This is a genomic window from Pseudomonas sp. W5-01, from assembly GCF_046540435.1.
GTDB classification, from domain to species: Bacteria; Pseudomonadota; Gammaproteobacteria; order Pseudomonadales; family Pseudomonadaceae; genus Aquipseudomonas; species Aquipseudomonas graminis_B.
The window spans coordinates 85,896-109,720 of sequence record NZ_JAXCIP010000003.1; the positions used below are offsets into that span (position 1 = coordinate 85,896).

Genomic DNA, 23,825 nt, shown 5'->3' on the forward strand with positions numbered 1-23,825 from the left:
ACAATGTCGAACTTAGTATTAGATGGTGCTCGTGGTCACGACCACGGTCATGACCACGAGCACGACCATGGTCACCATGACGCCGGCGAGATGAAGATCTACGGTTTCTGGATCTACCTGATGACCGACTGCATTCTGTTTGCGTCGATCTTCGCCATTTACGCGGTACTGGTTAACAACGTAGCGGGTGGCCCTGCGGGCCACGATATCTTCGAGCTGCCATACGTGCTCGGCGAAACCGCCTGCCTGTTGCTCAGCTCGATCACCTACGGCTTCGCCATGCTGGCGATGCACAAGGGCAACAAGTCGGGCGTTCTGGGCTGGTTGTTCGTGACCTTCCTGTTCGGCCTGGGCTTCATCGGCATGGAGATCAACGAGTTCCACCTGCTGATCTCCGAAGGCTACGGTCCTAACCGCAGCGGTTTCCTGTCGGCGTTCTTCACGCTGGTCGGCACCCACGGTCTGCACGTGACCAGCGGCCTGATCTGGATGGCGATCATGATGTATCAGGTCTCCAAGCACGGTCTGACCGGGACCAACCAGACTCGCCTGAGCATGCTCAGCCTGTTCTGGCACTTCCTGGACGTTGTCTGGATCTGCGTGTTCACCGTTGTCTATCTGATGGGGACCATTTAAATGGCGAATTCACATCACTCAAATGACGCTGCCAGCCATGAACCTGCCGCCCACGGCAGCTTCAAGTCGTACATGGTCGGTTTCGTACTGTCGATCATCCTGACCGCGATCCCTTTCGGTCTGGTGATGTTCCCGACGATTTCGAAAGTGGCCACGCTGTGGGTCGTTCTGATCTTCGCAGTCGTGCAGGTTATCGTTCACCTGGTGTACTTCCTGCACCTTGACCGCTCCGCAGCACAGCGCAACAACGTCATCGCGTTTGCCTTCGCTGGCCTTGTGATCGTGCTGCTCGTTGGCTTGAGCACCTGGATCATGTTCAGCATTCACACCGCCATGATGGCGAAGTGAGGAAAACCTGATGTCACTGAAGCACTTTATCCAAATCACCAAACCGGGGATCATTTTCGGTAACGTGCTTTCGGTGGCAGGTGGCTTTTTTCTGGCGTCCAAGGGACATGTCGACATCGGCCTGTTCCTGGCAGCGGTGATCGGGACTTCACTGGTGGTGGCTTCTGGCTGCGTGTTCAACAACTGCATCGATCGCGATATCGATGTGAAGATGGAGCGCACCAAGAATCGGGTGCTGGTGCAAGGGTTGGTGTCAGTGCAACTGGCACTGATCTACGCCACCGTACTCGGCGTCGTCGGCGTCGGCCTGCTGTACACCAAGGCCAACGCACTGGCGGCGCTGTTTGCCGTGATCGGCTTCGTGATCTACGTCGGCTTCTACAGCCTGTACCTGAAGCGCAGGTCGGTTCATGGCACGTTGGTAGGTAGCCTGTCGGGTGCGATGCCGCCGGTGATCGGTTACGTCGCGGTCAGCAACACCTTCGACCTCGCGGCGTTGACCTTGCTGGTGATGTTCAGCTTGTGGCAGATGCCTCACTCGTACGCCATCGCGATTTTCCGCTTCAATGACTATCGGGCTGCCTCGATTCCGGTCCTGCCGGTCAAGCGTGGTATCCGGGTCGCCAAGCGGCATATCCTGATCTACATCCTGGCTTTCCTGCTGGCGACCTTGATGCTGACCTTCGGCGGTTACGCCGGGCTCAATTATCTGGCCGTTGCAGCGGCCATGGGCATGTACTGGTTGTACATGGCCTGGACCGGCTACAAAGCCAAAGACGACACGGTTTGGGCACGTAAGCTGTTCGTGTTCTCCATCTTCACGATCACAGCCTTGAGCGTGGCCATGTCGCTGGATTTTCAGGTAACTAAGGAACTGTTGGTGACATACGCAGCGCCTTAGTTGCTTGAATGAAACAAAAAAACCCGGTTTCTCGTGAGAGTGACCGGGTTTTTTCTGGGCTGAAGAAACTCAGGGTCTTAGCTGGCCGGGCCTTTTACAGGTGCTTCATCAGCGTCCTTTGCCGGCCCAAGCACGATGGCCAGATGGCGCAAGTCTTCGATCTCCACACTGACGCTTTTCCCGGAAGGGCTGGCGACCAGTGTGCCCAAGGCAAAGACCGTGAAGAAGCGCACCTCATCGGCGTGGCTCAGCAGCTCGCTGAGGTAGCGGCTTGAGCGGTAAGCCAGCATCTGCGCGGGTGACACGTACAAAGTCACCAGCTTGCCTTGCAGGCGATCGAAGAACTTGAATTTGAAGCCTGTCCCGTAGCGCTCGACCAGCCCGCCGCCATACAGCACTCGACGCTCGTCATTCAGCTGGGCGAATTTGATATGGCGGAAATAGGCGCGCAATGACACTTCACCCTGACCCGGAATGCGCAGGGTCAGCAGTGCAAGCTCTTCCTTGGTCAACGAGGCCTGGGCCTGACGAAAGCTGTCGACCAAACGCTCCAGATTGCTGGTGCGGTTCTGCTTGTCCTGTCTGGCCTTGAGCGCGTCGGCGGGAGGCGTGGCGTCTTCGGGCCTCTCGAGCGGATCGGCGTCAGGCTTATCTGTCGGCGGTGTGGGTTTTGCGCGTTCCTTCGGGGTCGGATCGAAGACATCTATGTAGTCATCCAGCTTGCGCTTGACCTTGCGCAGCTCGCTTTCGGCCTCAGTTTCGGCTTCCTGCACAACCGGCGTTTCGACGGCTTCATCCACCCATTCGCAATCGGCATGATGTTCGTAGTTCGGGTTGGCCCGGTAGTGCGCGGCGACGAAGGTCGGGTGCTCCTGGGGCTTCACGTCATAGCGAACCCCGGTGATTTTGACACCCAGGGCACGGCACGGCTCGGACGAGCACAAAAAGCTGAAGCGCGCCCGAGGCGGCTCTTGAGAAAAGTACTCACGTCGCGCCGCTACGACGGAAAGCTCTTGCTGCAGCTCGACGCAAAACGCGCGGGTAATGGTTCTGTTGGTTTTCATGGATACGGCGGGGTCCTGTGCCGAAGTCTTTCTGGCATGCGCACGGTCACTCGTTGGGCATCGCCAGCCATTCGCCGACCACTTTCTTGTAAGCGCCGGTGGCTTTTGAAAGATGCAGCCATTGATCGACATAGGCCTTCCAGGCCACATCATCCCGCGGCAGCAGGTAGGCCTTTTCGCCGTATTGCATGTAGTGCGACGGATTGACCGTGCACAAGCCGGGCATGCGTTTCTGTTGGTACAGCGCTTCGGACGCGTCGGTGATCATCACGTCGGCCTGCTTGTCGAGCAACTGCTGGAAAATGGTTTTGTTGTCGTGGAAGGCCAGACTGGCGTTGGGCAGGTAGGCGTGGGCAAACGCTTCGTTGGTGCCGCCCTGAGGTTCGATCAAGCGAACGCCGGGCTGATTGATCTGCTCGAGGGTCTGGTACTTCGACTCGTCTTCGCAGCGCACCAGCGGGACCTTGCCGTCGATGTCCAGCGTGCTGCTGAACGCCGCCTTCTTCTGTCGCTCCAGGGTGACCGAGATGCCACCGACGGCGATGTCGCATTTGCCGGCCGTGAAGTCGGGCATCAGGGTTTTCCAAGTGGTCGGGACCCACTCGATCTTGACGCCCAGGCTCTGGGCCAGCGACTGAGCCAGCTCGATGTCGATGCCTTCGTACTGGCCGTCAGGCTTGAGAAAGGTGTACGGCTTGTAATCCCCAGTCGTGCAAACGGCCAGTTGACCCTTCTGCATGACGGTGTCCAGGCGCGACGGCGTCTCAGCGGCCTGAGCCTGTGCGATGCTGACCATGCTCAACAGCAAACCGGCGGTGATGCGTGTGTTCATCGAGTCGATCCCTCTGCGTCTAATGCCTGTCTGCCGTTATAGAGGCGGTCGCCGCAGATGGGAAGCGTTATCCAGCGGAGGAGGGCGGGACGTCTTTCGCCTGCTTGGCTGCTTGCCGCGCAGGCCGCGTTTTCGCGCGACGATGGCGATACAGCGCTACGGCCGCGCCCACCACGACCACGCCCAGGAAGATCGGCATTTTATAAGGTTTCAGGTTGCCGAGCATGTTCTCCAGGAAGCCGCCCGCCCAGTAACCCGCAGCCAGGAACAGACTCGCCCAGACCGCCGCGCCGATCAGGTTGATGATCGCGAAGCGGATGGGCGACAAGCGACTCGCGCCGATCACCAGAGGCCCGATCAGGCGCATGCCGTAGAGAAAACGGACCGAGAAAATGGACGCCGTGGGGTAGCGCTTGATCAGGTCCGACACGCGATCGATGGTCGCCTGCTGACGGTGCAAGCGAGGCAGCAGGCGTGGCCCGAAGTAGCGCCCGGTCCAGAACAGTATCTGATCGCCGAGCATCCCGCCCAATGTGGCGTAGATGAGCACTTGCTGCCATTGCAGGACATGCTGGTGTGCCGCCAGCCCGCCGAGGATCAGGATGGTTTCCCCCTCCAGCAGGCAGCCGATGAACACGGCCCAGTACCCGTAGTTTGAAAGCAGATAGTTGAAGTCGATGTGTTCGAACATGGAAGGCCGGTGGTTTTCGGTGAATGAGTGCCTGCTAAAACGTCCAGCAGCGTGCACGCCTCGGGGGGTATTGCACGGCGTTCGACCGAAGCGGGTCGTCATCGGTTCGCTTGCTTTGAGTCGAATCTTCCGGCGCCGCGTCTCGAAATCTGGATCCTGGCTCTTCGATTGTTCTGAGACCCAAATCGCGCCCACAAAAAAACGGCTCAAAGATAGCCGGTTTTTTGTGCTTCAAGCCATGATCAATCCAAGAATTAAGGGTTATCTTGCTTGTAGGTGTGATTGGGATTGATCACTATTTTCTTTGCGAGGGAGTCTAGTTCTTTACTGTGATACAGATCCAGGCATTTCAAAAAGTCGAACCTGACACCTTTAACCTCAGCCTCAACTAATGGGTTTTTATAACTCCTGCCCAGATAACTGTTTACCAAGGCTTTGACTTCATCTGGACTTTTTTCCAAGTCGTAATACGTCCAGTCGCGCAACGCGCTCGCACTACTGCCGGCATCTTTCGCTGCGTTCTCGTCACCTTTGTATGCGTTCGCCACACACGTTGCGAGCACCATATCCTTGTAGTTTCGTCCGTAGCTTTGCTCGATGCTTTGTGGAGACGAGGAACGATCAGTTGCGGAGGCCAGAGGCGCTGTGAGTATAAAAGCTAAAATAACCAGGAAATGTCTCATCAACTTAACCTTCAAAAGTTTGCCTGTTTTGCATGGTAATTAACACCTGGCTCATGGTGAAGTTCGGCGTGGTGCAGCATGAGCCGACAACTCTTCTTCGATGAACGCTGCAATCATCGCTCGGTATACCTTCTCCACCACCTCTGCTGAGGCTCCGCACTCCTCAGCGACCGCGCGCACTTTCGCAATTACGTCCTCAACCCGCGAGGGCGCCTTGACCTCTGCAGTCGTCTTTTTAAACGCTGCGGCTTGGTTAACCAGATTCCCACGACGGGCGAGCAATGACACAAGGTCGCGGTCAATGTGGTCGATGTGCCGCCGGACTTCTTCAAGCGATGTGCAGGTGATCATAGACAGTTAATGCTAGAGCCTGCTCCCTACTGCAAATCAACTGTCAGCGACGGCGCCCCAAAGCTCACCAGTCGAGCATTGGACTGGCTCAAATACCCGCTCCAGAAGGTCTCCAGCTTCTGCACCGTATTGCCCGACCGATAGCCATTCTTGGCGGTCCCAGGTACCAGACCTGCGCCCAGTACATAGACTTTGGCGCCGCCCAGGTCCGCAAACAGTTTCTTCTGCTCGACCTTTTTCAACTCTGCAGCCGGGTCAATGGCGCGGATTTGGTTGCTGGCGTAAAAGCTGCCGAAGTCGCTGTTTTCCAGCATGTCGGAGACCAGCAGCACCACCTTCTCCTGTGCAGGCCGCGGGGCGATGTCTTCGCCTATCTGCTTGAGGCTGAAAAAGATCTCGCTCTTTGCGATGTCCTCGCCCGGCTTCGCGAAACTTTCTACCAGTTTTTGGCCCAATGTTTTGCGAAAGAAATCGACCTGTTTGGCCAAGCAGTTGTCCAGCTGACGCAGGCTGTTCATGCCGATGTCGTCGCGTTTCTTATCATCCAGCTTGTCTTCAAGTTGCCCGGTATACATCAGCTTCATGTAATTACCCGGCAAGTAAGCGGAAAACTGGTACAGCCGGACGCTGTCGCCCGGTTTGACGTACCGCAGCGCGTGACTGTAAGTCGACTCCTTCAGGTCCTTTGGCAACTGAACCGTCTGGTCGACGATGATAATCAGCTCGCGCCCGGAGGAGGCAGGTCGGTATTCGGACAGCTTTGCGAAGTCATAGCAACTGGGCAGGTCATTACGCTCAGCCGCGTGCAGTAACGGCGTGCCCAGTAACAGGAGAGTGCTTGCCAGCAAGGCGCGCCGTTTCATATCACTGCTCCTGACGTGTTTGAGTGGCTTTTGCAGCCATGCGTTGCAGCTTCTGGACTTTCTTCAACTGTTCGACAGTGACTTCGTACTTGCCGGCAAGAAATGCCAGTTCGTCATCGTCGAAGTCATTCAGGTCGTCGAAGTTGTCCGGGTCGAGTGCGACTGTAGGCTTGAGCGCAATCGGGGTCGCTTCTGGAGCGGCAGCAGGCGTAGCCATTGCCAACTCGGCCGCCGCCGGTTGAGTGACAGCCGATTTTGCCCTCGCACGCTCGTGAGCCTGGTCTGCACTCCGTTGCTCCCGGCTGAGACGGTCTTGCTCCAGGCGGCTGTCATCGCTCTTGCGGAAACCTTCGTGGCGCTTGGTGACATATGTATCGAAGTTACGGTGACCAAATCCTTTGAGCAAATGCTCTCGCTCATGGCCTGAGGTGGTAATGCGGTTGGCCAGTCGACTTTGTAAGGCTGTCAGTTTGGCCTGCGCATCACGGGCGACATGTTCGCGAAGATTCTGATAGTGAGCAGCAAACTCTTCGGCGTTATTGAACCCACGCGTGTATTGCCACGCTTGCCCCGATTGTTTCCCCGCGAAGGAGAATCGATTGGACAGCACGATGCCCACGCCCTGAATGCCCAGGAATATGACCGAAAGAATAATGTAAGTCGTCAGCGACGCAGCGCGGATGGCCTCCATTTTGTCGTGCGCCGAGGTCTGATCGGCAGTCTGGTTTTCCTGCGCGCTTTCAGCCGGCAACTCGAATGGCGAATCCGGCAGTTTGGTGTTGCCCGACTGAGTCTGGCTGAAGGCATCCGGGTTGCTGACCAAATCAACTTCCATCGATTTGAGGCTGTAGTTACGGATGACAAAGGCACCAATCGCAATCGCCAGCACATAAATCAGGCAGACCGTGGTCCACGTGTATTTAGGCGTGACCCGTGCGTTGTGGTCAGTGCGGTTAAGCACTTTAAGGTAATTGGGTTCGTCGTCGTCGCGGTAGGTATTGTCGATATCGACTTTGGTGTCCGCCTCCAGATCTCTCGGCGTGCGCGACTGTTCATACCAAGTGCGAATCTTGGTAATCAGGCTGCTGTGGTGCATCTCACGGCCTGCCATCTCGGTGAAGAATACCGCGGCGACAGAGAGCAGAAAGGCAGTGAACCATGCCAGCATGCCAGCGACATTGGCGGATATGTTCTGCACCATGAACGGCGCAAGGACGTAGGCAAAACCAACGGCTTCGAAGAAGATCAGGCCGATGATCAGCATCCACATGAAGAAGCCTTTCTCCCGTCGACCGGTCTCGTGAACCTTGTTCAGGTAATCACGGCACTTGTCATAATAGTCCGGGCTTTTGTTGAAACCTCGGTAGTACGAGTAATAGTCGGCACACAGGCGTGATTCGCTGTCCATCCAACCATCTGCTTCAGTGATAGGCGGCTTTCTGCTCAAGCTGCTGATTCGACCCACGAGCGGCAGGGCGTACGCCACGTTCATATAGAAGTAGCTGACTTTCGACCACCAGATCCTGATGGCGACCAGAAGCACCAACGTGCTCAGGATCAAACCCACTGCCACGCGGTGCATTACAAGAAAAGCGGTCAGGGCGTCCATTGAAAACTGTTCCATGTTGTTCCTCGAGCGTTACGGACTTCAGGTGCGAATAGGGACGAATTTAGCGACGTAGCTCTCGCCGGTTTTGTCATAGAACAACTTGCCGTCCACTGCCTTGCCGCCGTTCTTGTCCAGAACAATGTCCATGCAGTTCACCGGCGCCTGAGCGTCGTCGATGAACACGCGATAGAGCACGGTGTCCTGGCCTTCGAAAGTGTTGGCAACAGCAGCGAGGGTGGTCGCTTTGCCTTTCTTGTTCTGTTCGTAGCCTTTAACCAGTTGGATACGAGGCTGCTTGGCAATCTCTGCGTTGTTGCGCAGCACGGCGATTGGCGTGATGGTCACCAGATTGCCGTTGACGTTGTTGGCCCAGACTCTGCCGTTGTAACCCGGCAGGTAATCGGTGGTCTCGTGCTCGGCCAGTTCTTGTCCGCTCGCAAGATTTTTCACCGCGCCGGCAACCCGTGGGCGATCGGCTTCACAGCTCGCGACCGGCACGCTTGCGTTGGCTTTGCTGATCAGCGTGAAGCCCGTGGACTCCATGGGTTTGACCAGGCGGGCCAGTTGATTGACATCCGAGCTGGCGGGGCTTCCGCCGAAATCGATGAAGTTTGGGGCCAGCGCGGCAACCGGCTGCTCGGCAGATTTTTTCGGCGCCTCAGCCTGGGGTGCAGACGCAGCGACTTTGGCTTTGGGCGGGGATTGATTGCGAGTGCCATGGGCCAGGTAGCGCGGGTTGCTGCGCTCCTGTTTAACGCGTTGTTCCAGCAGCGCCGTGGACTCCAGTTGGACGATTTCGACACGGCGATTCTGGGCGCGCCCTTCGGTGGTGGTGTTATCGGCCAAGGGACGGGCTGCGCCTACACCCTGGAAGTACAGACTCTGAGCGGAAATACCGGCCTCCGCCAGGACTTTGCCGACACTGCGCGCACGACGCTCGGACAGTTGCTGATTGAAGTCTGCGGAGCCGGTCGCGTCGGTATGCCCCACCACCAAAACCGCTTGCGGCTGAGCGTTGGACTGGCCTTGCGCCGGCTTGAACGCGTTGGCGAGCTTGCGCACCTGACGCAGACCATCGGCTGTCAGTTGGTCGCTGCCCGTGGGAAACATGCCCTGATCTTCGACCTGGGCAACAATGCCCGCGTCCGCCATCACGGCAGGTTTGCCATTCTGCGCGGGGGCCTGTGCCTGCAGCGTGTCGATCTGCATTTTCAGGTGTTCTTCCTGCGCGATGCGCTGCAGTTCCTGCTGACGGTTCTGCCAGACATGGCCCACTGCGCAACCCGCTGCACCGCCGACCACACCGCCTGCGACGGCTTTGCCAGCATTACCCGTGGCGGCGTAGATCAAACCCGCGCCGAGCAATGCCCCACCTGCGCACCCTATCGCCGTGCCGTAATCACGGCCGGCCTGATCGAACGTGGCGCAACTGCTCAGCGTCACTGCCAGTGCCAGCACCGTCAGCTTGCCGGGATGAAAAGACTTCAATGCGTACGCTCCTTGTGAGACTGCGAAAGGCGCACGGACGTGATGACCGGGCGCAATCGCCTGTCTTCGTCCGTGATGAAAAGCCTTCAATGGATCCGATTTCTCAGGCGGTGGATTTCACCACAGCGGGGCAGGGGATTCAATGTCAAAGGGCCATTCCCGTTTGGTTTTGGGAATTTTTGCTGAGGGGATCAGCTTAGGCTGGCGATGTGCTGAGGACGGGGGTGATTGATGCTGATGCTTAACCGTTTAGTAAATGCCGCCCACAAAAAAACCGGCTCAAATCTGGCCGGTTTTTCTGTGCTTCAAGTCACGTAACCACTTGAAGGTGTTGCTGTTTGGTGCCCCGAGGGAGAATCAAACACAGGCAGTTAAAGGCCCGTAGATTAACGATTCTTCCTGGCGTGGTGGCAAGGCTACTCACATAGCTACTCACAAATTCATGAGCAGGCATTTGCTTGTTTTGGTTACTCCCCCTGCTCAAACCTAGCAGCGTGCTATGGTCATACGACAAGAATGCGCGCTGGTTAGACACGGTCAGATGTCAGTCAGTCGCTCGCCAAGATCCCGATTGTGACCCCCAGTTGAAAGGACGCGGAAAGTGCTCGAAAGAATCGAACGAATTCAAGGCATAGGATTGCTTCACGACGTAGACGGGAGGGCGCTCAAATTATCTAGCACTCAGCTCATCTATGCAGATAACGGAAGGGGGAAATCAACGCTGGCTAGCGTCTTGAGGTCTGTATCAACGGGGGATGTGTCTGCGATCACAGAACGCAAGACCGTGGACCGTAATACTCCCCCGGAAGCCACATTGAGTTTTGGGAGCGGTCACAAGGTCACATTCAAAAATGGGGCTTGGTCAGAGCTGCGCCCAGAGCTGCTTGTCTTCGACGCAGAATTCATCGAGAAGAACGTTCATTCTGGAGGCGTAGTCACTCCCGGCCAGCGTAAAAACTTGTTGCAGTTTGCACTCGGCGCTTCCGCTGTAAAAGCGCAAGCGGCCGAGGACCAGGCCACGAAGTCATCTGCAGCGGCCAACGCGGTGCTTTCACAAGTTGCCGCCCAGTTGGCGGGCTATCATCAAGGCATGCTTCTTTCGGCTTTTCTACGGCTCAAACCAGTTGGCGAGCTTGAAACACAACCACTGGTGGCGGACCTCCGCAAGCGTATACAGATCGCTCAGAATATTTCGGCAGTGCTAGCCCGACCATTGCCGACAGAAATACCAGAACCGACGTTTGACATTGAATCTCTTTTTACAATATTAAACACGTCGTTGCAGGACGTGGAGGAAGATGCAGAGAAAATCGTAACCCAGCATTTCAAAAGACCGGGTTACGAGAATATTGAAAAGTGGGTAAGTGACGGCTTACATTTTGATGACGGCTTAACCTGTCCATATTGTTCCCAAGAAACCAGCGGCGTATCCTTGGTCAAAGCATACAGGACTCATTTTAATAAAAAATATGAAGAGCTAAAGTCCAAAGTTGCCTTGCTCGAAAGGGGGGTGCTTACCAGGACCTCCGAATCGATTGTAGATTCGATAGAATTAGCGGTCGCCAAATGTAATGCAACTATCTCGGTATGGTCAGTCGATCACAACCTACCCAGCGTCACGTTTGATCGAGATAAGGCGAAGGAGGATATAGCGACGCTGAGGACTTACCTTTTGTTGCTAGTGGAGGCAAAATTAAATAAACCTCTAGAGCCGTTTGGTGACGATGGAGAGAAACTTCTGGCCACCACCCAGTGGCTAAATGTCCTGTCACATATAAAGCATACTAATGCGCAGCTAAGGGAAGCCCGGAAGGATATTGAAAATTATCGAATGGGTCTGCAGTCTGAAAACGTAGGGGGCATGAGTCAGAGCATAATTAACCACGAATTGGCCGTGGCTCGCGGAACTGCCCAGGTGACGGCTTTGATTGCGTCACTCAATACTGCAAAGAAGGACGCAGCCGACGCTGACACGTTGAAAAAAAGTGCCAGAGCTACACTGGTTTCTCAGATGAGCCAAACGCTAGCCATCTTTCAGAAATCAATTAATGGAATACTGCAGAAATTTGGCGCCTCGTTTTCTATCGAAAAGATGGATGCTAATTTCAGAAGTGGGGCCCGTAGCGAGTACGGCTTGTCTCTTCGAGGTATGTCCATTACTTTGGATGGCACCCCCCGGTTCGCAACTGCACTGAGCGAAGGCGACAAGCGTACGTTGGCTTTTGCTTTCTTCGTTGCGACAGTAACGTCAGATCCTGAATTAAAAAATAAGGTTGTCGTTATAGACGATCCGATGTGTAGCTTGGATGTTAACCGTAAAACCCAGACGATCGCGATATTAAAGTCGATCGCAAGCAAAGCAGAACAGATTATTATCCTTGCCCATGACCCGTTCTTTATCAGAGATTTGAAGGATGCTCTCTCCATAAAGGGTGCGCCTGCACTGCATGTTCTACAGTTGCGGCACGCTGTCGATGGCTACAGTGATCTCGATAAGTTTGACCCCGACCAAGAATGCGAGTCACCGTTTTATAGGCATCACCGAATCATAATGGAGCTTTGCGCGGGCGTTCCTCACGACAATCGAACGATTGCCAAAGCGATTCGACCATTTCTTGAAGGCTATCTCCACAGAAGATTTCCAAGCTTGATTCCAAAAGACCTAATGTTTGGACAAATAGTCGGACACATCGCTGCTGCTCAGCCGAACGAGCCCTTGTACTTCGCACACACTTTGCTTGATGAACTTCAAGAGCTCAACGGATATGCGATGCAGTTTCATCACGACACCAATCCCGGCTTGTGCGAAACGATACCGGTAGTGACATCAGAATTGATTTCCTACGGGCAGCGAGCGCTCACTCTGGTATATCGAGGTGCCGCTTAAAGCTGAGTACCAGGAAGCGATTGGCGGGGTAAAGCAGCGCCTAAAATTGCGCTGCTTTCTTCATGATGGAGCCGTGCGGCTTCGAGAGGTAACACAACTCTGTGCTGATACTAGTGCGCCGGGAGTGGTTACATAAGGCCCAGCGGCTAACACCGAATCCGACAGTATCTCGCCCTAACAAAAGTGAATTCGTTCAGCACTTGGATCGTCTTTCACCTAAACCTTGTCCTCTGCGTAGATGGAGGCCGAGATAATCGCACCGCCCCAGCGCCGATGGCCGATGCAGATCGGCACCGGGTTACCGCTGGCCGTGGTGTTCTTCGCGCTGCCAAACGCATAGCTCGGCAAGTTATCCGGGGAACCGCTCTGCCGCAGGCCCGACGCCTGCGGGCTCAGCATTTGAATGACTCCGCCGGCGGTCGTACCGACACCTGCTGCCAGAATCGCCGCTTGTGACCCAGGTGCCACGAAGAAAGAGGCGATGATCAGCACAACCCCGAGCACGGTCTGAAGCACGCCAGCACGCTTGGCACCCGCGATGACCGGCACGATCCGAATCTCCCGCGCGCCGTTCATCCCGAAGCCGTCCTCGCCGACGTTCTTCCGGTTTCGAAAGATGGCGAATCGCATCCCCAGGCGGGCCAGCCTGGCCACTTCTGCAGCGAAGCCGTCGACCGTGTTTTTCAGCGCCTTGAACCCCTCATTCGCACAACCGCTGTCGAGCTGGTAGTCCTTGTAGCGAAAGAACTTGCGCGCCAGCGATCCGGACAAGTAGATGCGGGTCCTCGGTGTGTGATGTGCTGCTGTGGCTGCCATAGTCATAACCTCGATGCGTGTGGCTTTGGGATTTGGGCGCCGATCAGTTCGGCCAGGATCATGCGTGCGGCGACGGCGTCCTTTCGAATGGCTATCTCGCGAGCTGGATCGGGGTTCCAGGCCGCGCAGTGAATCGATGCCTCAGCACGGGCGCAGCGCCGATCTGACGTCACGGCCCACAGTTCGGCGGCGATTGATGCCTCAGCCTCAGTGAAGTACGGGCCGTCGAATTGCACGCGACCTCCCTTCACAATGTCGCTCACGCCCCAGACCTTGTACCCGCCGATCGTTTGAGGATGAGCCTCGAAATCAGTCGCCTTGCAGGCCTCGGCAAATTGTTCTTGATGGGTCATCTTTGAGCCTCGCCGGCTTAACATACGAGTTAACAAAAAGTGAATTTGTTAACACCCTCGCGTTAACACAAAAACACCCTATACCCAGTAAATACGGGCATCCTGCGTTGAAGCCCGCGGCTGAAATTTGTTAACTCGGCTTTAACAAAAAAATGTGAGAGGGGAAAAAATCCCTGCGTGCGGTCGGGCGCGGTGTCCGAGGCCAAAGGCCCCAAAGTTTGGACCCGCCCCATCCACGAATGAGAAACCCTCTCATTCGATGCCGAAATCGTGGTTTTTGCACGGAATCGGCGTGGTGGTCAGCCATCAGGCCGAGTAGTCGGGGTCCAGAGTCGGAGGGCTGGCCCGCAGCGCCTCGATCGCGTCCTTGTGGCTCATGCCACTCGCCAGCAGGTTGTCGATCTCCTTGCGGATCTGGTCGCGGCAGGCGGCCTGATAGAGCAGGGCCCGGCTGTGCGCAATCTGGTTCAGCGCTTGCTGAATGGGTTTGGGTAACGTTTCGGGTTTGGTGAAGCTCATGTGTGCAGTCCTCGCGGACCGGGCCGACGCATCGACCCGATCCAGCCAGTGGTTAAGGGGCGGTTTGGGTCAGGGACACCAGCCGCATCGAGGATGGGGCGTACACGGCGAGGCCGGCGCGAAGCTCGGCGAGGATCGTGACCAGGTTGCGGCGGAAGTTATCACCGTCCATTCGGCTGGCTTCCACCGTCACCTCTTGCCGGTCGAGCAGCGCAGTGGTGCTCGTGTCCAGGATCAGCGCACCGAGCTCCGGCATCCCCATCGTGACCACCACGGGCGTGCCCCACAGGCTAGGCGGCGCAGGATCGCGCGGGGTGCCGATCACGTACTGGCCGTCACCGTCATTGGCGCGCTCGCTCTCGATGGCGAACCAGTCGCGGGGGTTCATCACGATCACGTTAGGATTCCACCCGGCTGCCTTCAGGTCAGTAAGCGCCAGGCCGATGCGGTCGACAGGCTTCCCAGTGGTGATGCCGGCAGCCGGCGCCTGCGCAATGAAGCCGAGAATCTCGCCCGGGCCACCATCACCGATCAGCAGTTCTGCCTCGAGCTTCTGACGGACACCCACGCTCATGAGCAGGCCGATCTGATCCTGAAGCTGGGTGTTGTCGTTCAGCACCTGGAGACTGGCCGGAATCCACGTCGCGATGGTGGCAATCTCGGCACGGTCCATTTTGGTGGGGAGCTGGCCCTCGGCCTTTTCGTCGCCTTCTTTGACCTGGTACGCGGCGCCACTCAGATAGCCGTCGAGCCGGACATACTCATATGTCGAGCCTTCGACTGGAACGATGGGCAGAACGTCCAGCAGGCTGAGGCGCGGTTGTGGAATACCTTGAATACCCGGGGCGCGTACCGGGGCGGTCGGGTAACTGGTTGATCCGGTAGTGCCCTTGTTGGGATTGGTCACCGCTGCGCGCAGGCCCGTGCCAACGCGCATTTTGCCGGTGGATTTCTGGCCCGCTCGAATCACCGAAATACCATCGGCTTCAATCACCGCGGCGCTGACGACATTGCTATCCGGCTCGCTGCTTTGGGTTTTATTGGCACCGCCAGCCACAGCGCGTTGCTCCAGCTCCAACAGGCGGGACTGCAGCTCAATCTGTTTTTGGCCTTGGTTCTCGATGGTTTCCTTGTGCGCTTTCAACGCGGTGAAGGCTTGGCCGAGGTCTTGATCCATTTCGCTCATCTCTTGAGTGATGGTGGCGAGATGTTCATTTCCGCCAGCCGAATTTTGGTGCGCGGCGAGAGCTGCTTTCAGCTTCTGCCAGCGTTGGTTATGAGGGGTAGTCATGGGGTAATCCCATTTAGGTGTTATGGGAGCCGCCCCAGCGCAAGGCGTGAGGCGGTGGGCAATCCCCCAGCGCACGGCGTGAGTTCATGCCGACTACCTTATGCGCGCACACAAGCCCTAGTCTTCGGCGAAGTCCGGCGTTATGCGGCGGTATTGGTCGCGAAGCGCACGATGTCGGCGACTTTGTAGAACCTGCGGTTGCCCCGGCGCACGAAGGGGATCGGAGCGTGCCCCTCGGCAGCGAGCCGGCGCAGGTAGCTCGGCGCGTAGCCGAGCAGTTCAGCCGTGGCCGGCTCCGGCACCAGCCCTCCGATCAGGGGTGTTACACCGGCTGCCGCCAGGCGCGCGGCTATCTCTTCTTCAACACTGCTCGTCATGCGTTGGCTCCTGAGCTGCCCGGTCACAGCTCGTTTGATATTTCGCGGGTTTCAACTTTTAATTTCGCGGGTGTAAAAAAACGACTGAGCGGACGGTCATCTAGCCGAAGGCCCCAGACTTTGAGGCCTCCCCCGGCCCGCGCGGCTTTCGGTCGCGGTCTTGGCCTTGTGGCACGCCTCGCAAAGCGATTGCAGGTTCTCGTCCGCATCACTGCCGCCCGATGCCTTGTTGGCGATGTGATCGACCTCACAGGCCTCGGTAACGCGCCCGTGGTGTGCGCAGATTCTGCAAAGGTAGTGGTCACGTTTAAGCACGCGATCGCGCTTCACTCGCCAAGCATGACCGTAGCCTCGCTCGGTGGTGTTGCCGGCGCTTGGCCCGCGACGGCTCCAACCTGTGCGCAAGTGCGCGTGCTCATCGCAGTACCGAGGGTTGCGGGTCAGCGTAATGCAGCCCTGGGCGTTGCAGGGCTTCTGCGGCCTCTGTGGCATTACTTCAACTCCATCTCACGGGCGATCTGTTCAACATCGGTACCGCGATCAAGCGCACGTTGCGCGTCGCGGACCATCTGGGTGACGGCCTGGTCTTCAAGCCGCTGCGCCATGACCGAGGCTTTGCGAGCGATCATCTCGGCGAGCGTCACGGGGAATGGTTGGCGGGCCGGGCGGCTGTAATCTGTCCTGCTCTTCACTTCTACGTACTCCCTTGGGATGGATTGGTGTTCGCTCTGCGGCCCTTGTGCTTCGTGGAGTGCAGCCTTTTAGCGATGCAAAAGGTCCCGGCTATGTCCCACCGTGAAGCTCTCGGAAACCCTGGCTGTCGAGGTGGTCATGCCAGGTCTCCAGCGCCTTGCGCTTCATGCCCTCGGCGGTGGTGTGGATGTAGGTCGCGTCCAGGTCTTTCATGGCGTGGTTGAGCAGCATCTCGCCCACCATGTAGTCGACGCCCAGATCCGCCCAACCTGTGCGGGCCACCTTGCGCAGGTCGTGGCTTGACCATTCACCCTTGGCCAACTCTGCGAACAACGTGCTGGCCTTGCTGGCACTCACCGGGGCGCCAGGACGACCGGGAAACACATGAGGGCCGGTGTAGCCATTGGCGTGCTGCTGATCGCGGTAGCGCTTGAGCAACGCGGAGGCCTGGGCAGTCAGGGGCAACGTGTGCTCGGCTTTGGTCTTGGTGTCTTCTTCGGGGATGAACCACAGCCCGGTGGTGAGGTTGATGTTCTTCCAGCGCGCCAGCCGCGTTTCGCCCAGTCGCGTGCCGTGACACAGCATCATCAGCGCCAGCATCGAGGCAGTGGGGGCGAGCTCATACTTCTCTGCCAGTTGAACCATGAGCGCGGGCAGATCGTCGCCACGCACTCGCGCTGGCTTGGGTCGGATGCGGGTCGCAATGAAGTCGGTGAACTTGAGCGTGGCCATCGGGTTGACCGGCAGCATCTTCAGGCGCAACGCCTGGCTGAATGCCACGGCCAGCACGCCATAGACCAGGCGCACGAACGAGGCCTTGTATCGCTCCTGCATCGGCCACATCAGCAGGCGATCCAGCGTCGGGCCGTTGAACGTGGACAGCTCGACCTCTTGCAGCCGAGGCACCAGGTGACAGCGCAGCGCAGATTCCGCACCCGCTTTGCGCTTGGCCGACAACGCCCGATCGCGCTTCATGCGCTCGGTGTACCAGGTCAGTACGTCGCCCACCGTGCGCCAACTGCTGGTGGTGGACACGGCGTCCGGATTGACGGCGCGTCGGGCGAGGATGGCCGGAAGCGTGGACTGCATCAGCTTGGCGTTGATGCCGGGGTAATCACCGGCTTTTCCCCACTTTCCGCGCACTACGACGTGCCAGGCGCCTTTTGCGCGATTGGTGGTGGAGTAGCGAAAGCGCAGCTCCGGAAAGCGCGGGTCGCGCAACTGGCGCACGGTGCCCGCCGCCTGCTTGCGGATCTCGGCGTCTGTGATGTTCAGGTGTAGCGTGGTCATTTGCCCGGTCCTTATGTCGAGATGCGCGCAAATTTGCTCACATCCCATTGGCCCCAGATCTGGGGGAAGTCTGATGCGTCCAAGACTGGACGCATCGCCCATCGGTCAACCTCAGCCAGTAGTGGAAGGGATGCGCTCAAAACTGAGCGCACTCACTGGCCCCGGCTTTGGGGTCAGCTCCTGTTCAGCCCCCAGTGGGGGATGTATCCAAACTTGGATGTATCGGGTCCTACACCAACGGTGGATCACGGTGCTCTAACGGGTTGTTAACGTTAAAGGCGCCTCGACCACCAGTGGTGGCCGGATCCCGAATCCGGCGACACCCGCTAACGGTTGGGTAACGGTGGCCGCGTTACTTGCCCAGCTCGGCATCCGGCCACCGGCCCCGAACATTGGCCAACGCTTCTTCTCGCGTGACCGGCTCGGAAATCATCGTGAAAGGGAGGTAGCCAGGCACCAGCACTGTCCAGCCCGCGCGACGCTCCAGGCCATCGCCAGCGGTGAGCTCGGCCAGCAGCGTCAGGCGATGTCGGCGCACGTAGCGGGTGATTTCATCGGTGATACGGTCGCGAGGGCCGATGCGTACACGCATCCCGTTCCGGCGTGCCGTGATACCCCGATCTGTGAGGAAGTCGAGGGCGGCCATCACACGTCGACCCCGTCGTCATCGAGCGTCGGCAAGCACGTTCCGTCGGGCAGTGGGGAGGTGAGCAATTTGTTCCAGTCGTGCCCTTTTTCTTCCCAGTCGTGCCCTTTTTGTGCAGTCGTGCCCATGTCTAAGGGTGGGCACGACTGTGGGCACGACTGCGGGCCAGAGGGAAACATCGCGTGGTCGCCGCCAGGCTGGGGCATTGACCAAGTTACGACAGTGTCACCACCGAACCCGGTGCGGGCGGTGGTGATTGATAGCCGCTCGCGCGCCTTGCGGATTTGTTTTTGGGTGTAGCCATTACCCATCATCAAACTCTTGGCTTCTTTCCCGGGGAGCGGCCCCTTCGCAAGAATTCGCTGCAACGCCTCAGCGGGATCGTCGGAGTCGTCCAGACGGGTCTCGTCTTCGTTGCCTTCTACATCGCCCAGGATCTCGCGAGCAGAGCCCTCGATCAGATCGCCCCAAGCGACCCGCGTGGCTTCGATGCCGTCATCGATGGTGCACGGTTCGATGACGTAGGAGACGCCGCCTTCGTCCGTGCCAATGTTCGACTTGGCCCGAGCCAGCACACGGGCGTCTGAATCGTGCTGCTTGGCGGCCACCAATACTGTGCGAGCGAGCGCCGAGAACGCCTGCGAGCCAATGACCCGATCCGCCGGCGACGTACCTGCACCACCTTTGGCGAAGTGAGAAATGCCCACCACGGCACACAGGTGTTGCTCGGCGAAGTCCACAACGCCCTGCAGACCCCGGCGTACATCGTTGGCCTTGTGCATATCGCCCTTCACCGCGCTAACCACTGGGTCAAGCATCAGGAGCGAAATACCCCCCATCTCCTGGGCCGTTATGTGGAGCAGGCCGATGTCGTTTGATGGGTCGAACGGTTCTGCATCACCCCGAGCGTTGACCCGACCCTGGAGGATGGCAACGCGGTTCAGGTCGGCGCCGGCCGCAATCAGTCGTGGCACCAGCGTGTCCGATGGATCGTCCTCTGCAGACCAGATCACTACATTGCCCGCCTCGCGGCAGAGTTCGCCATCCGGCCAGCGGCCGGCGGTCGTGATGGTTGCAATCAGGCCAATGAGCAAAGTGGTTTTTCCGGTACCGCCGGCGCCGGCAAGGATGTGGAGCTTCCCGCGGGCCAGCCAGCCAGGCCACAGCCAGCGAATGGGCACAGGTTTGATGTTGATGGCGCGGACAGCATTAGCACGCCATACGGTTGGCAGATTGGCGCGCGTTATGGCGCTCTTGGGCTCTTCCCACTGAGCGCCGAACGGGTCTTTGTTGATAGTCATACGACCCCCAAACGTTGCTTGGCCAGGTTGAAGCGTTCCAGGTCTTCGCCGGTCAGCTCCCCCTTTTGCAGTTGCGAGGCGCCAATCTGGAAAATCGTGCGCTCATGATTGATTGCGGCAGTGCTAGGGCCGGTACGCTCGCGATGCACGCCGGGGAACAAGTGGCGCAGTTCCAGTCCAATCGCTTCGACGATGTTTTTCGCGGAGCACCCCGCCCAACACTTCACCAGGACAGTGCCATCCGATGTTTCTGAAATAGTGAGGCTGGGCGACTTGTCCGTATGGGCTGGGCAGCACGCTTTCCACTTCTGCGCGCCAGCTGGTCTAACTTTGTCGAGCCGCGAAAGTATGTTCTCAAGGCAAGCCGAACCCGCCGGCGCAAGTGCGCCGTTTTTATTATTCATGGTTACTTCCCTTGCTTAAGTTCTTTCAGACGAAGCTCGGTTGCATTGCCGGTATCTGACAAATTGCTGATCAGATGCCCCAAACTTTCAAGCATCCAGCCGATATCCGTTACCGCAGTCACACTAAGTCCAGTTTCGCTATTCGAAGCAGTGCAGGCCAGCAAGTTACCAATTCCCGAAACACCATGGCCTATAACTGAGAGGTAATTGCTAGACGCATAGGAAATGTCTTTAAGTTTCTCGGGTGACATTTTCTGGATCGCTTCATGCGAAGGGAGCATATCCCCCCAATGGGCAGTCATTGCACACCTCCGGCACTCACAGCTGCATAGGCAGCACCGGCGTGACGATGCGACCAAAGGAAGTTATCGCTTCTTAAGATTATTGACTCAAGGCGGCACTCGATCTCGGTAGCAATCGGCTTATCGAATCCACCGAGCGCCGGGATAACTTGACCCATGAGGATCGCGCGAAGCTCTTTGAACGTAGCGCGAGCTTCATTCATTCGGGCCATGTCTTCGGGGCTAACGACCACTTCGCGCAGTACTTCGCCTTCTAGCAGGAACAGAGCTGGGAGGTTGTTCATTGCGCACCGCCCTGCGCTTCCAGGGCGCGAGCCTGATCCATGTGGGCGTTGTAGCGTTTCAAACGGACAGATAGGGAGGAATTTGCGCGGAGGGCACTCAGTGCCATACGACGGTGAGCAATTGCGCGGATTTTGGACGGAATGAGGGTGGTCATGGGTGTAGCTCCGTTTACTTCACTGGAGCCACCGCGTTCTGCCGCCAAGCAGAGAAGGGTGGCGAGCTGCATAGGATTGGCGGACCGGGGTAAACGGAGCCCGGCGCACACGAAGGTGCTCCCACACAGCCCGCCATAACACATTGATGCGGGCACAAAAAAAGCGCCTGCAATCGTAATGGGGGCGCTGTTGCGCCGCTTACTGATCGACCCGCCAAGGTCGGCCGCTGAATTGGCAGCGACGGCCGAACCATACCGAGGACGATGATTGCCTGCAACCAAATCTATCGACCGTTCGTCGCGGGTCTTGAGGGAGCGTTTTGCATTCGTGCTCAGTCGTGCCCCAGTGGTGCCCAGCCTTGGGCATGGGCACGACTGCACAAAAGGGGCACGACTGGAGTGAAAAAGGGCACGACTGAAGGTAGGTTCGCCAAGGTGCTCACGAATGTGCTCAGTCTTTTTGGTGAGCGCCTTGAGCACCTTCGGGGTTTTCGTGAGCGTCTTCGGTGAAGACATTACGCCACCTCGCCACGGCATTCAGCGATGCGATCAGCGACCCACGAATTCACCTCGGACTGAACCCAGACAGAGTGGCCAGGTGCAAGCTTAATCTGGGTGGGAAAGGTGCCGGCTTTGATGCGGCGATAAAGCTCCGATTGGCTGAGGGATGTGATTGCCAGGACTTCTTTGATACGGATGAAGCGGCGTGGCTGATCGGTCACGCTGGTAACGTTTGCCATCGTCTGCGCCTCCTAGGGCGGGCTGGGTAATCGACGATGGCAATGCTGGTGGCTGGGATGGGTTTATAAAATTCGAGGCACGCTACGGAAAACCTATTATCCGTTACGGAAATACCAATATCCGTTACGCAAGACGCTTTTTCGGCCGCCCCTTTGCCTTGGCGTAATCAGGCGCCACGCTCCTGATCCACACTTTCACGCGATCCGCACTATCCGGTAGGCGGTCGGAAAAGCCTTCATCTATAAGTTTGCTCCACACTTTATCTGCCATTTCGCTTGTTTTGATTTCGTTGGCCGTATCATCCGTCCACATCGCCGAGGCTAATTCTTTTGCTCTAGTCGAAACTTGTAGTTTGGCCTTGTTGCCTTCAATCAGCGGCTTGAGGCGAGATTTTTCGGTTTCGATCAGGCTTGTGGCTGATGAGCTTGATGATTCAAGTATCGCTAAAAACAGAGGCACTAGACCTCTCCTTACGGCATCTGAAATATCATCTTCGCCTTCTGTAGCTTCTTCAAGGTATTGGAACGCCATACCAATGAAATCTTTTATTGGCGTGTCTTGTTCATGTGTAATTAGTGTTCTTGCCAAGGTTTCCAGCTCGCCGAAAGATGGCGCATTGCCCGAGGTGAGCGCTTTTGAGATCGCCTCAACAGCTGAGTTGAATTTCGGTGTGAACTTCTTCCAGGTGGGTGTTAATTTATCGAAGTCTAAATCATCAGCACTTTTATACTCTTGCTCTGATAGTTTTTTTGCTGAAGCTTGGAGCGGGTGGCGTTTGCTGGCATCCGTAGTCGGGTACTTGATAGTCATTGTGCTTTCCGAATCGAAACGACGTTAGATCCCATACACAGGGCTTCAACAGAGTCAGCCCATTCCTGCATCATCTTTCTTCGCTGAGGTAGGTAATGGGCATGATTGTATGTATCGCGGATCTCGTCCTGATCGCCGTGGGCCAACTGGCGCTCGATCCAATCCCGGTTATAGCCTCGGCTGTTCAACTCAGTGCTCAGTAGATGGCGAAAACCATGGCCCGTCTGACGACCTTCGTAGCCGATCTGGCGCAGCGCTTTATTTACAGTGTTCTCCGACTGAGGCCGCTCACGGTTGTTACGGCCAGGGAACAGGATCGGATACGTGCCGGTGATTTGCTCCAACTGCGCCAGCAGCGTCAGTGCCTGCTGCGGGAGCGGAACAATGTGCGATCGCCTGGCTTTCATGCGCTCTGCGGGAATTGTCCAGGTGGCCGACGTCAGATCGAACTCTGCCCATGGCGCGTGCCTTAGTTCACCTGGGCGAACGCCTGTGAGCAGTAGCAACCGGATTGCCAAGCGCGTCGTAGGATCGCACTTGCCGGCGTCCAATTTGCGTAGCAACTCAGGCAGCTCAGTAAGTGGAACGTGCGGGTGGTGCTGCGTCCGAGGTGCGACAGCCGCGACTACATCGAGGTCAGTTGCCGGGTTAGTTTCCACAGCACCCTTGGCCAGGCCATAACGGAATATCTGGCTGAGCCACTGACGGATCTTGGTGGCCACGTTGAAAGCGCCGCGCTTCTCAACCTTGCGAACAAGCGCCACCAGATCGGGCCGTTTGATCTCATCCAACGGGCGTTGCCCAAGGATAGGCAGGATGTCGGACTCCAGATACAGCATTGCCTTTGAGGCGGTAGACGCAGCCCATCGAGGGCTGTTGTAGGCGTGCCACTCGCGCGCAAGGTCTTCAAATCGATGGACGTGGGCGGCTTGGGCGCGTTTCTCGGCCTGTTTGTGCGCGGCGGGGTCAACGCCGTTGGCGAGCTGGCGGCGGGCATCCTCGCGGCGCTCGCGTGCTTTAGCCAAGGTGATAGTAGGGTAGGGGCCCAGACCTATCATTTTGGCCTTGCCGCCGAACCTATAGCGCAGACGCCACAGCTTTGAGCCGCTTGGCGTTATCTCCAGGCAAAGGCCGGCTGTATCAGCCAGGCGGTAAAGCTTGTCGCGGGGCTTGGCGGTGCGAGCGGCGGTGTCTGTGAGAGCCACGGCGGGTGCCTCAAATGCGGTCAGAATGTGAGTAGATTTCTAGACCGAACTCGGCCTACTCACGAATCTACTCACATATCTTTGGGCTTACAAGGGATTCGCCGGGAACGCTGGGCACAAAAAAACCGGCGCGGTGGCCGGTTTTCTTGAGTTTCAGGGTCTGGTAGGGACCACTGGGTATCGCTGTTTGGTGCCCCGAGGGAGAATCGAACTCCCACTTCTTTCGAAAACGGATTTTGAATCCGCCGCGTCTACCAATTCCGCCATCAGGGCTCAATGGCGGCG

Annotated in this window: 29 protein-coding genes and 1 tRNA gene; 4 read left to right on the forward strand and 26 right to left on the reverse strand. The window is 57.4% G+C overall.

Translation table 11 applies throughout. From position 1 onward, the window contains the following. Positions 1-3: 3 nt before the first annotated feature. Genes SLW75_RS10300 through cyoE form a run of 3 tightly spaced genes read left to right on the forward strand, consistent with a single transcriptional unit; the run spans position 4 to position 1,885 of the window. Positions 4-636 (forward strand): cytochrome o ubiquinol oxidase subunit III, encoded by a 633-nt coding sequence (locus SLW75_RS10300; RefSeq protein WP_410934413.1) that lies wholly within the window; start codon positions 4-6, stop codon positions 634-636. Continuing rightward, positions 637-984 carry a cytochrome o ubiquinol oxidase subunit IV gene (gene cyoD / locus SLW75_RS10305; protein WP_065990055.1) on the forward strand — a complete coding sequence of 116 codons (348 nt, stop codon included), beginning with the start codon at positions 637-639 and terminating at the stop codon, positions 982-984. A 10-nt stretch (positions 985-994) separates the two neighbouring features. Next, entirely contained in the window at positions 995-1,885 is an 891-nt protein-coding gene (gene cyoE, locus SLW75_RS10310) for a heme o synthase (RefSeq protein ID WP_192132344.1), read from the forward strand. A 77-nt stretch (positions 1,886-1,962) separates the two neighbouring features. Here cyoE and SLW75_RS10315 read toward each other — a convergent pair whose 3' ends face one another. The 8 genes from SLW75_RS10315 to SLW75_RS10350 form a co-directional block, all read right to left on the reverse strand. Beyond that, positions 1,963-2,949, reverse strand: coding sequence for an ATPase (locus tag SLW75_RS10315; protein ID WP_410934414.1), 987 nt, complete (start codon positions 2,947-2,949; stop codon positions 1,963-1,965). Between the two features lie 46 nt (positions 2,950-2,995). After that, a complete protein-coding gene (locus tag SLW75_RS10320; RefSeq protein ID WP_410934415.1) occupies positions 2,996-3,781 on the reverse strand; it encodes a transporter substrate-binding domain-containing protein in 786 nt (261 codons plus the stop codon). A gap of 67 nt (positions 3,782-3,848) precedes the next feature. After that, complete coding sequence (locus SLW75_RS10325; RefSeq protein WP_065990051.1) at positions 3,849-4,472, reverse strand: DedA family protein; 624 nt, start codon at positions 4,470-4,472, stop codon at positions 3,849-3,851. A 254-nt stretch (positions 4,473-4,726) separates the two neighbouring features. Next, positions 4,727-5,155: a type VI secretion system amidase immunity protein Tai4 gene (locus SLW75_RS10330; RefSeq protein WP_410934416.1), complete on the reverse strand. Its 429-nt coding sequence runs from the start codon at positions 5,153-5,155 to the stop codon at positions 4,727-4,729. Positions 5,156-5,206: 51 nt separating this feature from the next. Beyond that, on the reverse strand, positions 5,207-5,506 hold the full coding sequence (locus SLW75_RS10335; protein ID WP_410934417.1) for a chorismate mutase: 300 nt from the start codon (positions 5,504-5,506) through the stop codon (positions 5,207-5,209). A gap of 26 nt (positions 5,507-5,532) precedes the next feature. Then, complete coding sequence (locus SLW75_RS10340; protein WP_410934418.1) at positions 5,533-6,369, reverse strand: hypothetical protein; 837 nt, start codon at positions 6,367-6,369, stop codon at positions 5,533-5,535. Position 6,370: 1 nt separating this feature from the next. Next, positions 6,371-7,993, reverse strand: a complete 1,623-nt coding sequence (locus SLW75_RS10345) for a hypothetical protein (protein ID WP_296308323.1) — start codon at positions 7,991-7,993, stop codon at positions 6,371-6,373. A 24-nt stretch (positions 7,994-8,017) separates the two neighbouring features. After that, a complete protein-coding gene (locus SLW75_RS10350) occupies positions 8,018-9,466 on the reverse strand; it encodes an OmpA family protein (RefSeq protein ID WP_410927845.1) in 1,449 nt (482 codons plus the stop codon). A 601-nt stretch (positions 9,467-10,067) separates the two neighbouring features. Here SLW75_RS10350 and SLW75_RS10355 point away from each other — a divergent pair. Further along, positions 10,068-12,353 (forward strand): AAA family ATPase, encoded by a 2,286-nt coding sequence (locus SLW75_RS10355; RefSeq protein ID WP_410934419.1) that lies wholly within the window; start codon positions 10,068-10,070, stop codon positions 12,351-12,353. A gap of 216 nt (positions 12,354-12,569) precedes the next feature. On the opposite strand, the gene SLW75_RS10360 is transcribed toward SLW75_RS10355, so the two are convergent. From SLW75_RS10360 to SLW75_RS10445, 18 genes are all read right to left on the reverse strand, one after another. After that, the gene (locus SLW75_RS10360) at positions 12,570-13,169 is read right to left on the reverse strand and encodes a tail assembly protein (RefSeq protein WP_410934420.1); all 600 of its coding nucleotides are present in this window, start codon (positions 13,167-13,169) and stop codon (positions 12,570-12,572) included. A gap of 2 nt (positions 13,170-13,171) precedes the next feature. Next, positions 13,172-13,522, reverse strand: coding sequence for a hypothetical protein (locus SLW75_RS10365; RefSeq protein WP_410934421.1), 351 nt, complete (start codon positions 13,520-13,522; stop codon positions 13,172-13,174). Positions 13,523-13,828: 306 nt separating this feature from the next. Next, positions 13,829-14,041 carry a hypothetical protein gene (locus tag SLW75_RS10370; RefSeq protein ID WP_410934422.1) on the reverse strand — a complete coding sequence of 71 codons (213 nt, stop codon included), beginning with the start codon at positions 14,039-14,041 and terminating at the stop codon, positions 13,829-13,831. A gap of 52 nt (positions 14,042-14,093) precedes the next feature. Then, complete coding sequence (locus tag SLW75_RS10375; protein ID WP_410934423.1) at positions 14,094-15,332, reverse strand: phage major capsid protein; 1,239 nt, start codon at positions 15,330-15,332, stop codon at positions 14,094-14,096. A 140-nt stretch (positions 15,333-15,472) separates the two neighbouring features. Next, entirely contained in the window at positions 15,473-15,709 is a 237-nt protein-coding gene (locus tag SLW75_RS10380) for a helix-turn-helix domain-containing protein (RefSeq protein WP_410934424.1), read from the reverse strand. 96 nt (positions 15,710-15,805) lie between these two features. Beyond that, positions 15,806-16,201 carry an HNH endonuclease gene (locus tag SLW75_RS10385; protein WP_410934425.1) on the reverse strand — a complete coding sequence of 132 codons (396 nt, stop codon included), beginning with the start codon at positions 16,199-16,201 and terminating at the stop codon, positions 15,806-15,808. Further along, positions 16,201-16,401: a hypothetical protein gene (locus SLW75_RS10390; protein WP_410934426.1), complete on the reverse strand. Its 201-nt coding sequence runs from the start codon at positions 16,399-16,401 to the stop codon at positions 16,201-16,203. Before SLW75_RS10390 ends, SLW75_RS10385 begins: the two co-directional genes overlap by 1 nt. A gap of 91 nt (positions 16,402-16,492) precedes the next feature. After that, positions 16,493-17,692, reverse strand: coding sequence for a tyrosine-type recombinase/integrase (locus SLW75_RS10395; protein WP_410934427.1), 1,200 nt, complete (start codon positions 17,690-17,692; stop codon positions 16,493-16,495). Positions 17,693-18,044: 352 nt separating this feature from the next. Then, entirely contained in the window at positions 18,045-18,284 is a 240-nt protein-coding gene (locus tag SLW75_RS10400; protein WP_336620228.1) for a hypothetical protein, read from the reverse strand. A gap of 53 nt (positions 18,285-18,337) precedes the next feature. Continuing rightward, positions 18,338-19,639, reverse strand: a complete 1,302-nt coding sequence (locus tag SLW75_RS10405; protein ID WP_410934428.1) for an AAA family ATPase — start codon at positions 19,637-19,639, stop codon at positions 18,338-18,340. Continuing rightward, complete coding sequence (locus tag SLW75_RS10410) at positions 19,636-20,043, reverse strand: virulence-associated protein E (RefSeq protein WP_282370354.1); 408 nt, start codon at positions 20,041-20,043, stop codon at positions 19,636-19,638. Before SLW75_RS10410 ends, SLW75_RS10405 begins: the two co-directional genes overlap by 4 nt. A gap of 2 nt (positions 20,044-20,045) precedes the next feature. Then, a complete protein-coding gene (locus tag SLW75_RS10415) occupies positions 20,046-20,345 on the reverse strand; it encodes a hypothetical protein (protein WP_410934429.1) in 300 nt (99 codons plus the stop codon). Then, positions 20,342-20,629 (reverse strand): hypothetical protein, encoded by a 288-nt coding sequence (locus SLW75_RS10420; protein WP_410934430.1) that lies wholly within the window; start codon positions 20,627-20,629, stop codon positions 20,342-20,344. The genes SLW75_RS10415 and SLW75_RS10420 overlap by 4 nt, the downstream gene beginning before the upstream one ends. Beyond that, positions 20,626-20,784: a hypothetical protein gene (locus SLW75_RS10425; RefSeq protein ID WP_282370347.1), complete on the reverse strand. Its 159-nt coding sequence runs from the start codon at positions 20,782-20,784 to the stop codon at positions 20,626-20,628. The genes SLW75_RS10420 and SLW75_RS10425 overlap by 4 nt, the downstream gene beginning before the upstream one ends. 515 nt (positions 20,785-21,299) lie before the next feature. Beyond that, positions 21,300-21,524 carry a helix-turn-helix transcriptional regulator gene (locus tag SLW75_RS10430; RefSeq protein WP_410934431.1) on the reverse strand — a complete coding sequence of 75 codons (225 nt, stop codon included), beginning with the start codon at positions 21,522-21,524 and terminating at the stop codon, positions 21,300-21,302. A 124-nt stretch (positions 21,525-21,648) separates the two neighbouring features. Then, on the reverse strand, positions 21,649-22,335 hold the full coding sequence (locus tag SLW75_RS10435) for a hypothetical protein (protein ID WP_410934432.1): 687 nt from the start codon (positions 22,333-22,335) through the stop codon (positions 21,649-21,651). Then, the gene (locus SLW75_RS10440; protein WP_410934433.1) at positions 22,332-23,540 is read right to left on the reverse strand and encodes a tyrosine-type recombinase/integrase; all 1,209 of its coding nucleotides are present in this window, start codon (positions 23,538-23,540) and stop codon (positions 22,332-22,334) included. Before SLW75_RS10440 ends, SLW75_RS10435 begins: the two co-directional genes overlap by 4 nt. A gap of 188 nt (positions 23,541-23,728) precedes the next feature. Continuing rightward, positions 23,729-23,813: transfer RNA gene (locus SLW75_RS10445), tRNA-Leu, on the reverse strand. Positions 23,814-23,825: the final 12 nt, after the last annotated feature.

Bases quoted from the DNA above. Each gene is read 5' to 3' on its own strand.
- SLW75_RS10300 (WP_410934413.1), top strand. From the start codon at position 4: ATGTCGAACTTAGTATTAGATGGTGCTCGTGGTCACGACCACGGTCAT.
- cyoD (WP_065990055.1), top strand. From the start codon at position 637: ATGGCGAATTCACATCACTCAAATGACGCTGCCAGCCATGAACCTGCC.
- cyoE (WP_192132344.1), top strand. From the start codon at position 995: ATGTCACTGAAGCACTTTATCCAAATCACCAAACCGGGGATCATTTTC.
- SLW75_RS10315 (WP_410934414.1), bottom strand. From the start codon at position 2,949: ATGAAAACCAACAGAACCATTACCCGCGCGTTTTGCGTCGAGCTGCAG.
- SLW75_RS10320 (WP_410934415.1), bottom strand. From the start codon at position 3,781: ATGAACACACGCATCACCGCCGGTTTGCTGTTGAGCATGGTCAGCATC.
- SLW75_RS10325 (WP_065990051.1), bottom strand. From the start codon at position 4,472: ATGTTCGAACACATCGACTTCAACTATCTGCTTTCAAACTACGGGTAC.
- SLW75_RS10330 (WP_410934416.1), bottom strand. From the start codon at position 5,155: ATGAGACATTTCCTGGTTATTTTAGCTTTTATACTCACAGCGCCTCTG.
- SLW75_RS10335 (WP_410934417.1), bottom strand. From the start codon at position 5,506: ATGATCACCTGCACATCGCTTGAAGAAGTCCGGCGGCACATCGACCAC.
- SLW75_RS10340 (WP_410934418.1), bottom strand. From the start codon at position 6,369: ATGAAACGGCGCGCCTTGCTGGCAAGCACTCTCCTGTTACTGGGCACG.
- SLW75_RS10345 (WP_296308323.1), bottom strand. From the start codon at position 7,993: ATGGAACAGTTTTCAATGGACGCCCTGACCGCTTTTCTTGTAATGCAC.
- SLW75_RS10360 (WP_410934420.1), bottom strand. From the start codon at position 13,169: ATGGCAGCCACAGCAGCACATCACACACCGAGGACCCGCATCTACTTG.
- SLW75_RS10365 (WP_410934421.1), bottom strand. From the start codon at position 13,522: ATGACCCATCAAGAACAATTTGCCGAGGCCTGCAAGGCGACTGATTTC.
- SLW75_RS10370 (WP_410934422.1), bottom strand. From the start codon at position 14,041: ATGAGCTTCACCAAACCCGAAACGTTACCCAAACCCATTCAGCAAGCG.
- SLW75_RS10375 (WP_410934423.1), bottom strand. From the start codon at position 15,332: ATGACTACCCCTCATAACCAACGCTGGCAGAAGCTGAAAGCAGCTCTC.
- SLW75_RS10380 (WP_410934424.1), bottom strand. From the start codon at position 15,709: ATGACGAGCAGTGTTGAAGAAGAGATAGCCGCGCGCCTGGCGGCAGCC.
- SLW75_RS10385 (WP_410934425.1), bottom strand. From the start codon at position 16,201: ATGCCACAGAGGCCGCAGAAGCCCTGCAACGCCCAGGGCTGCATTACG.
- SLW75_RS10395 (WP_410934427.1), bottom strand. From the start codon at position 17,692: ATGACCACGCTACACCTGAACATCACAGACGCCGAGATCCGCAAGCAG.
- SLW75_RS10400 (WP_336620228.1), bottom strand. From the start codon at position 18,284: ATGCGTGTACGCATCGGCCCTCGCGACCGTATCACCGATGAAATCACC.
- SLW75_RS10405 (WP_410934428.1), bottom strand. From the start codon at position 19,639: ATGACTATCAACAAAGACCCGTTCGGCGCTCAGTGGGAAGAGCCCAAG.
- SLW75_RS10410 (WP_282370354.1), bottom strand. From the start codon at position 20,043: ATGAATAATAAAAACGGCGCACTTGCGCCGGCGGGTTCGGCTTGCCTT.
- SLW75_RS10415 (WP_410934429.1), bottom strand. From the start codon at position 20,345: ATGACTGCCCATTGGGGGGATATGCTCCCTTCGCATGAAGCGATCCAG.
- SLW75_RS10420 (WP_410934430.1), bottom strand. From the start codon at position 20,629: ATGAACAACCTCCCAGCTCTGTTCCTGCTAGAAGGCGAAGTACTGCGC.
- SLW75_RS10425 (WP_282370347.1), bottom strand. From the start codon at position 20,784: ATGACCACCCTCATTCCGTCCAAAATCCGCGCAATTGCTCACCGTCGT.
- SLW75_RS10430 (WP_410934431.1), bottom strand. From the start codon at position 21,524: ATGGCAAACGTTACCAGCGTGACCGATCAGCCACGCCGCTTCATCCGT.
- SLW75_RS10435 (WP_410934432.1), bottom strand. From the start codon at position 22,335: ATGACTATCAAGTACCCGACTACGGATGCCAGCAAACGCCACCCGCTC.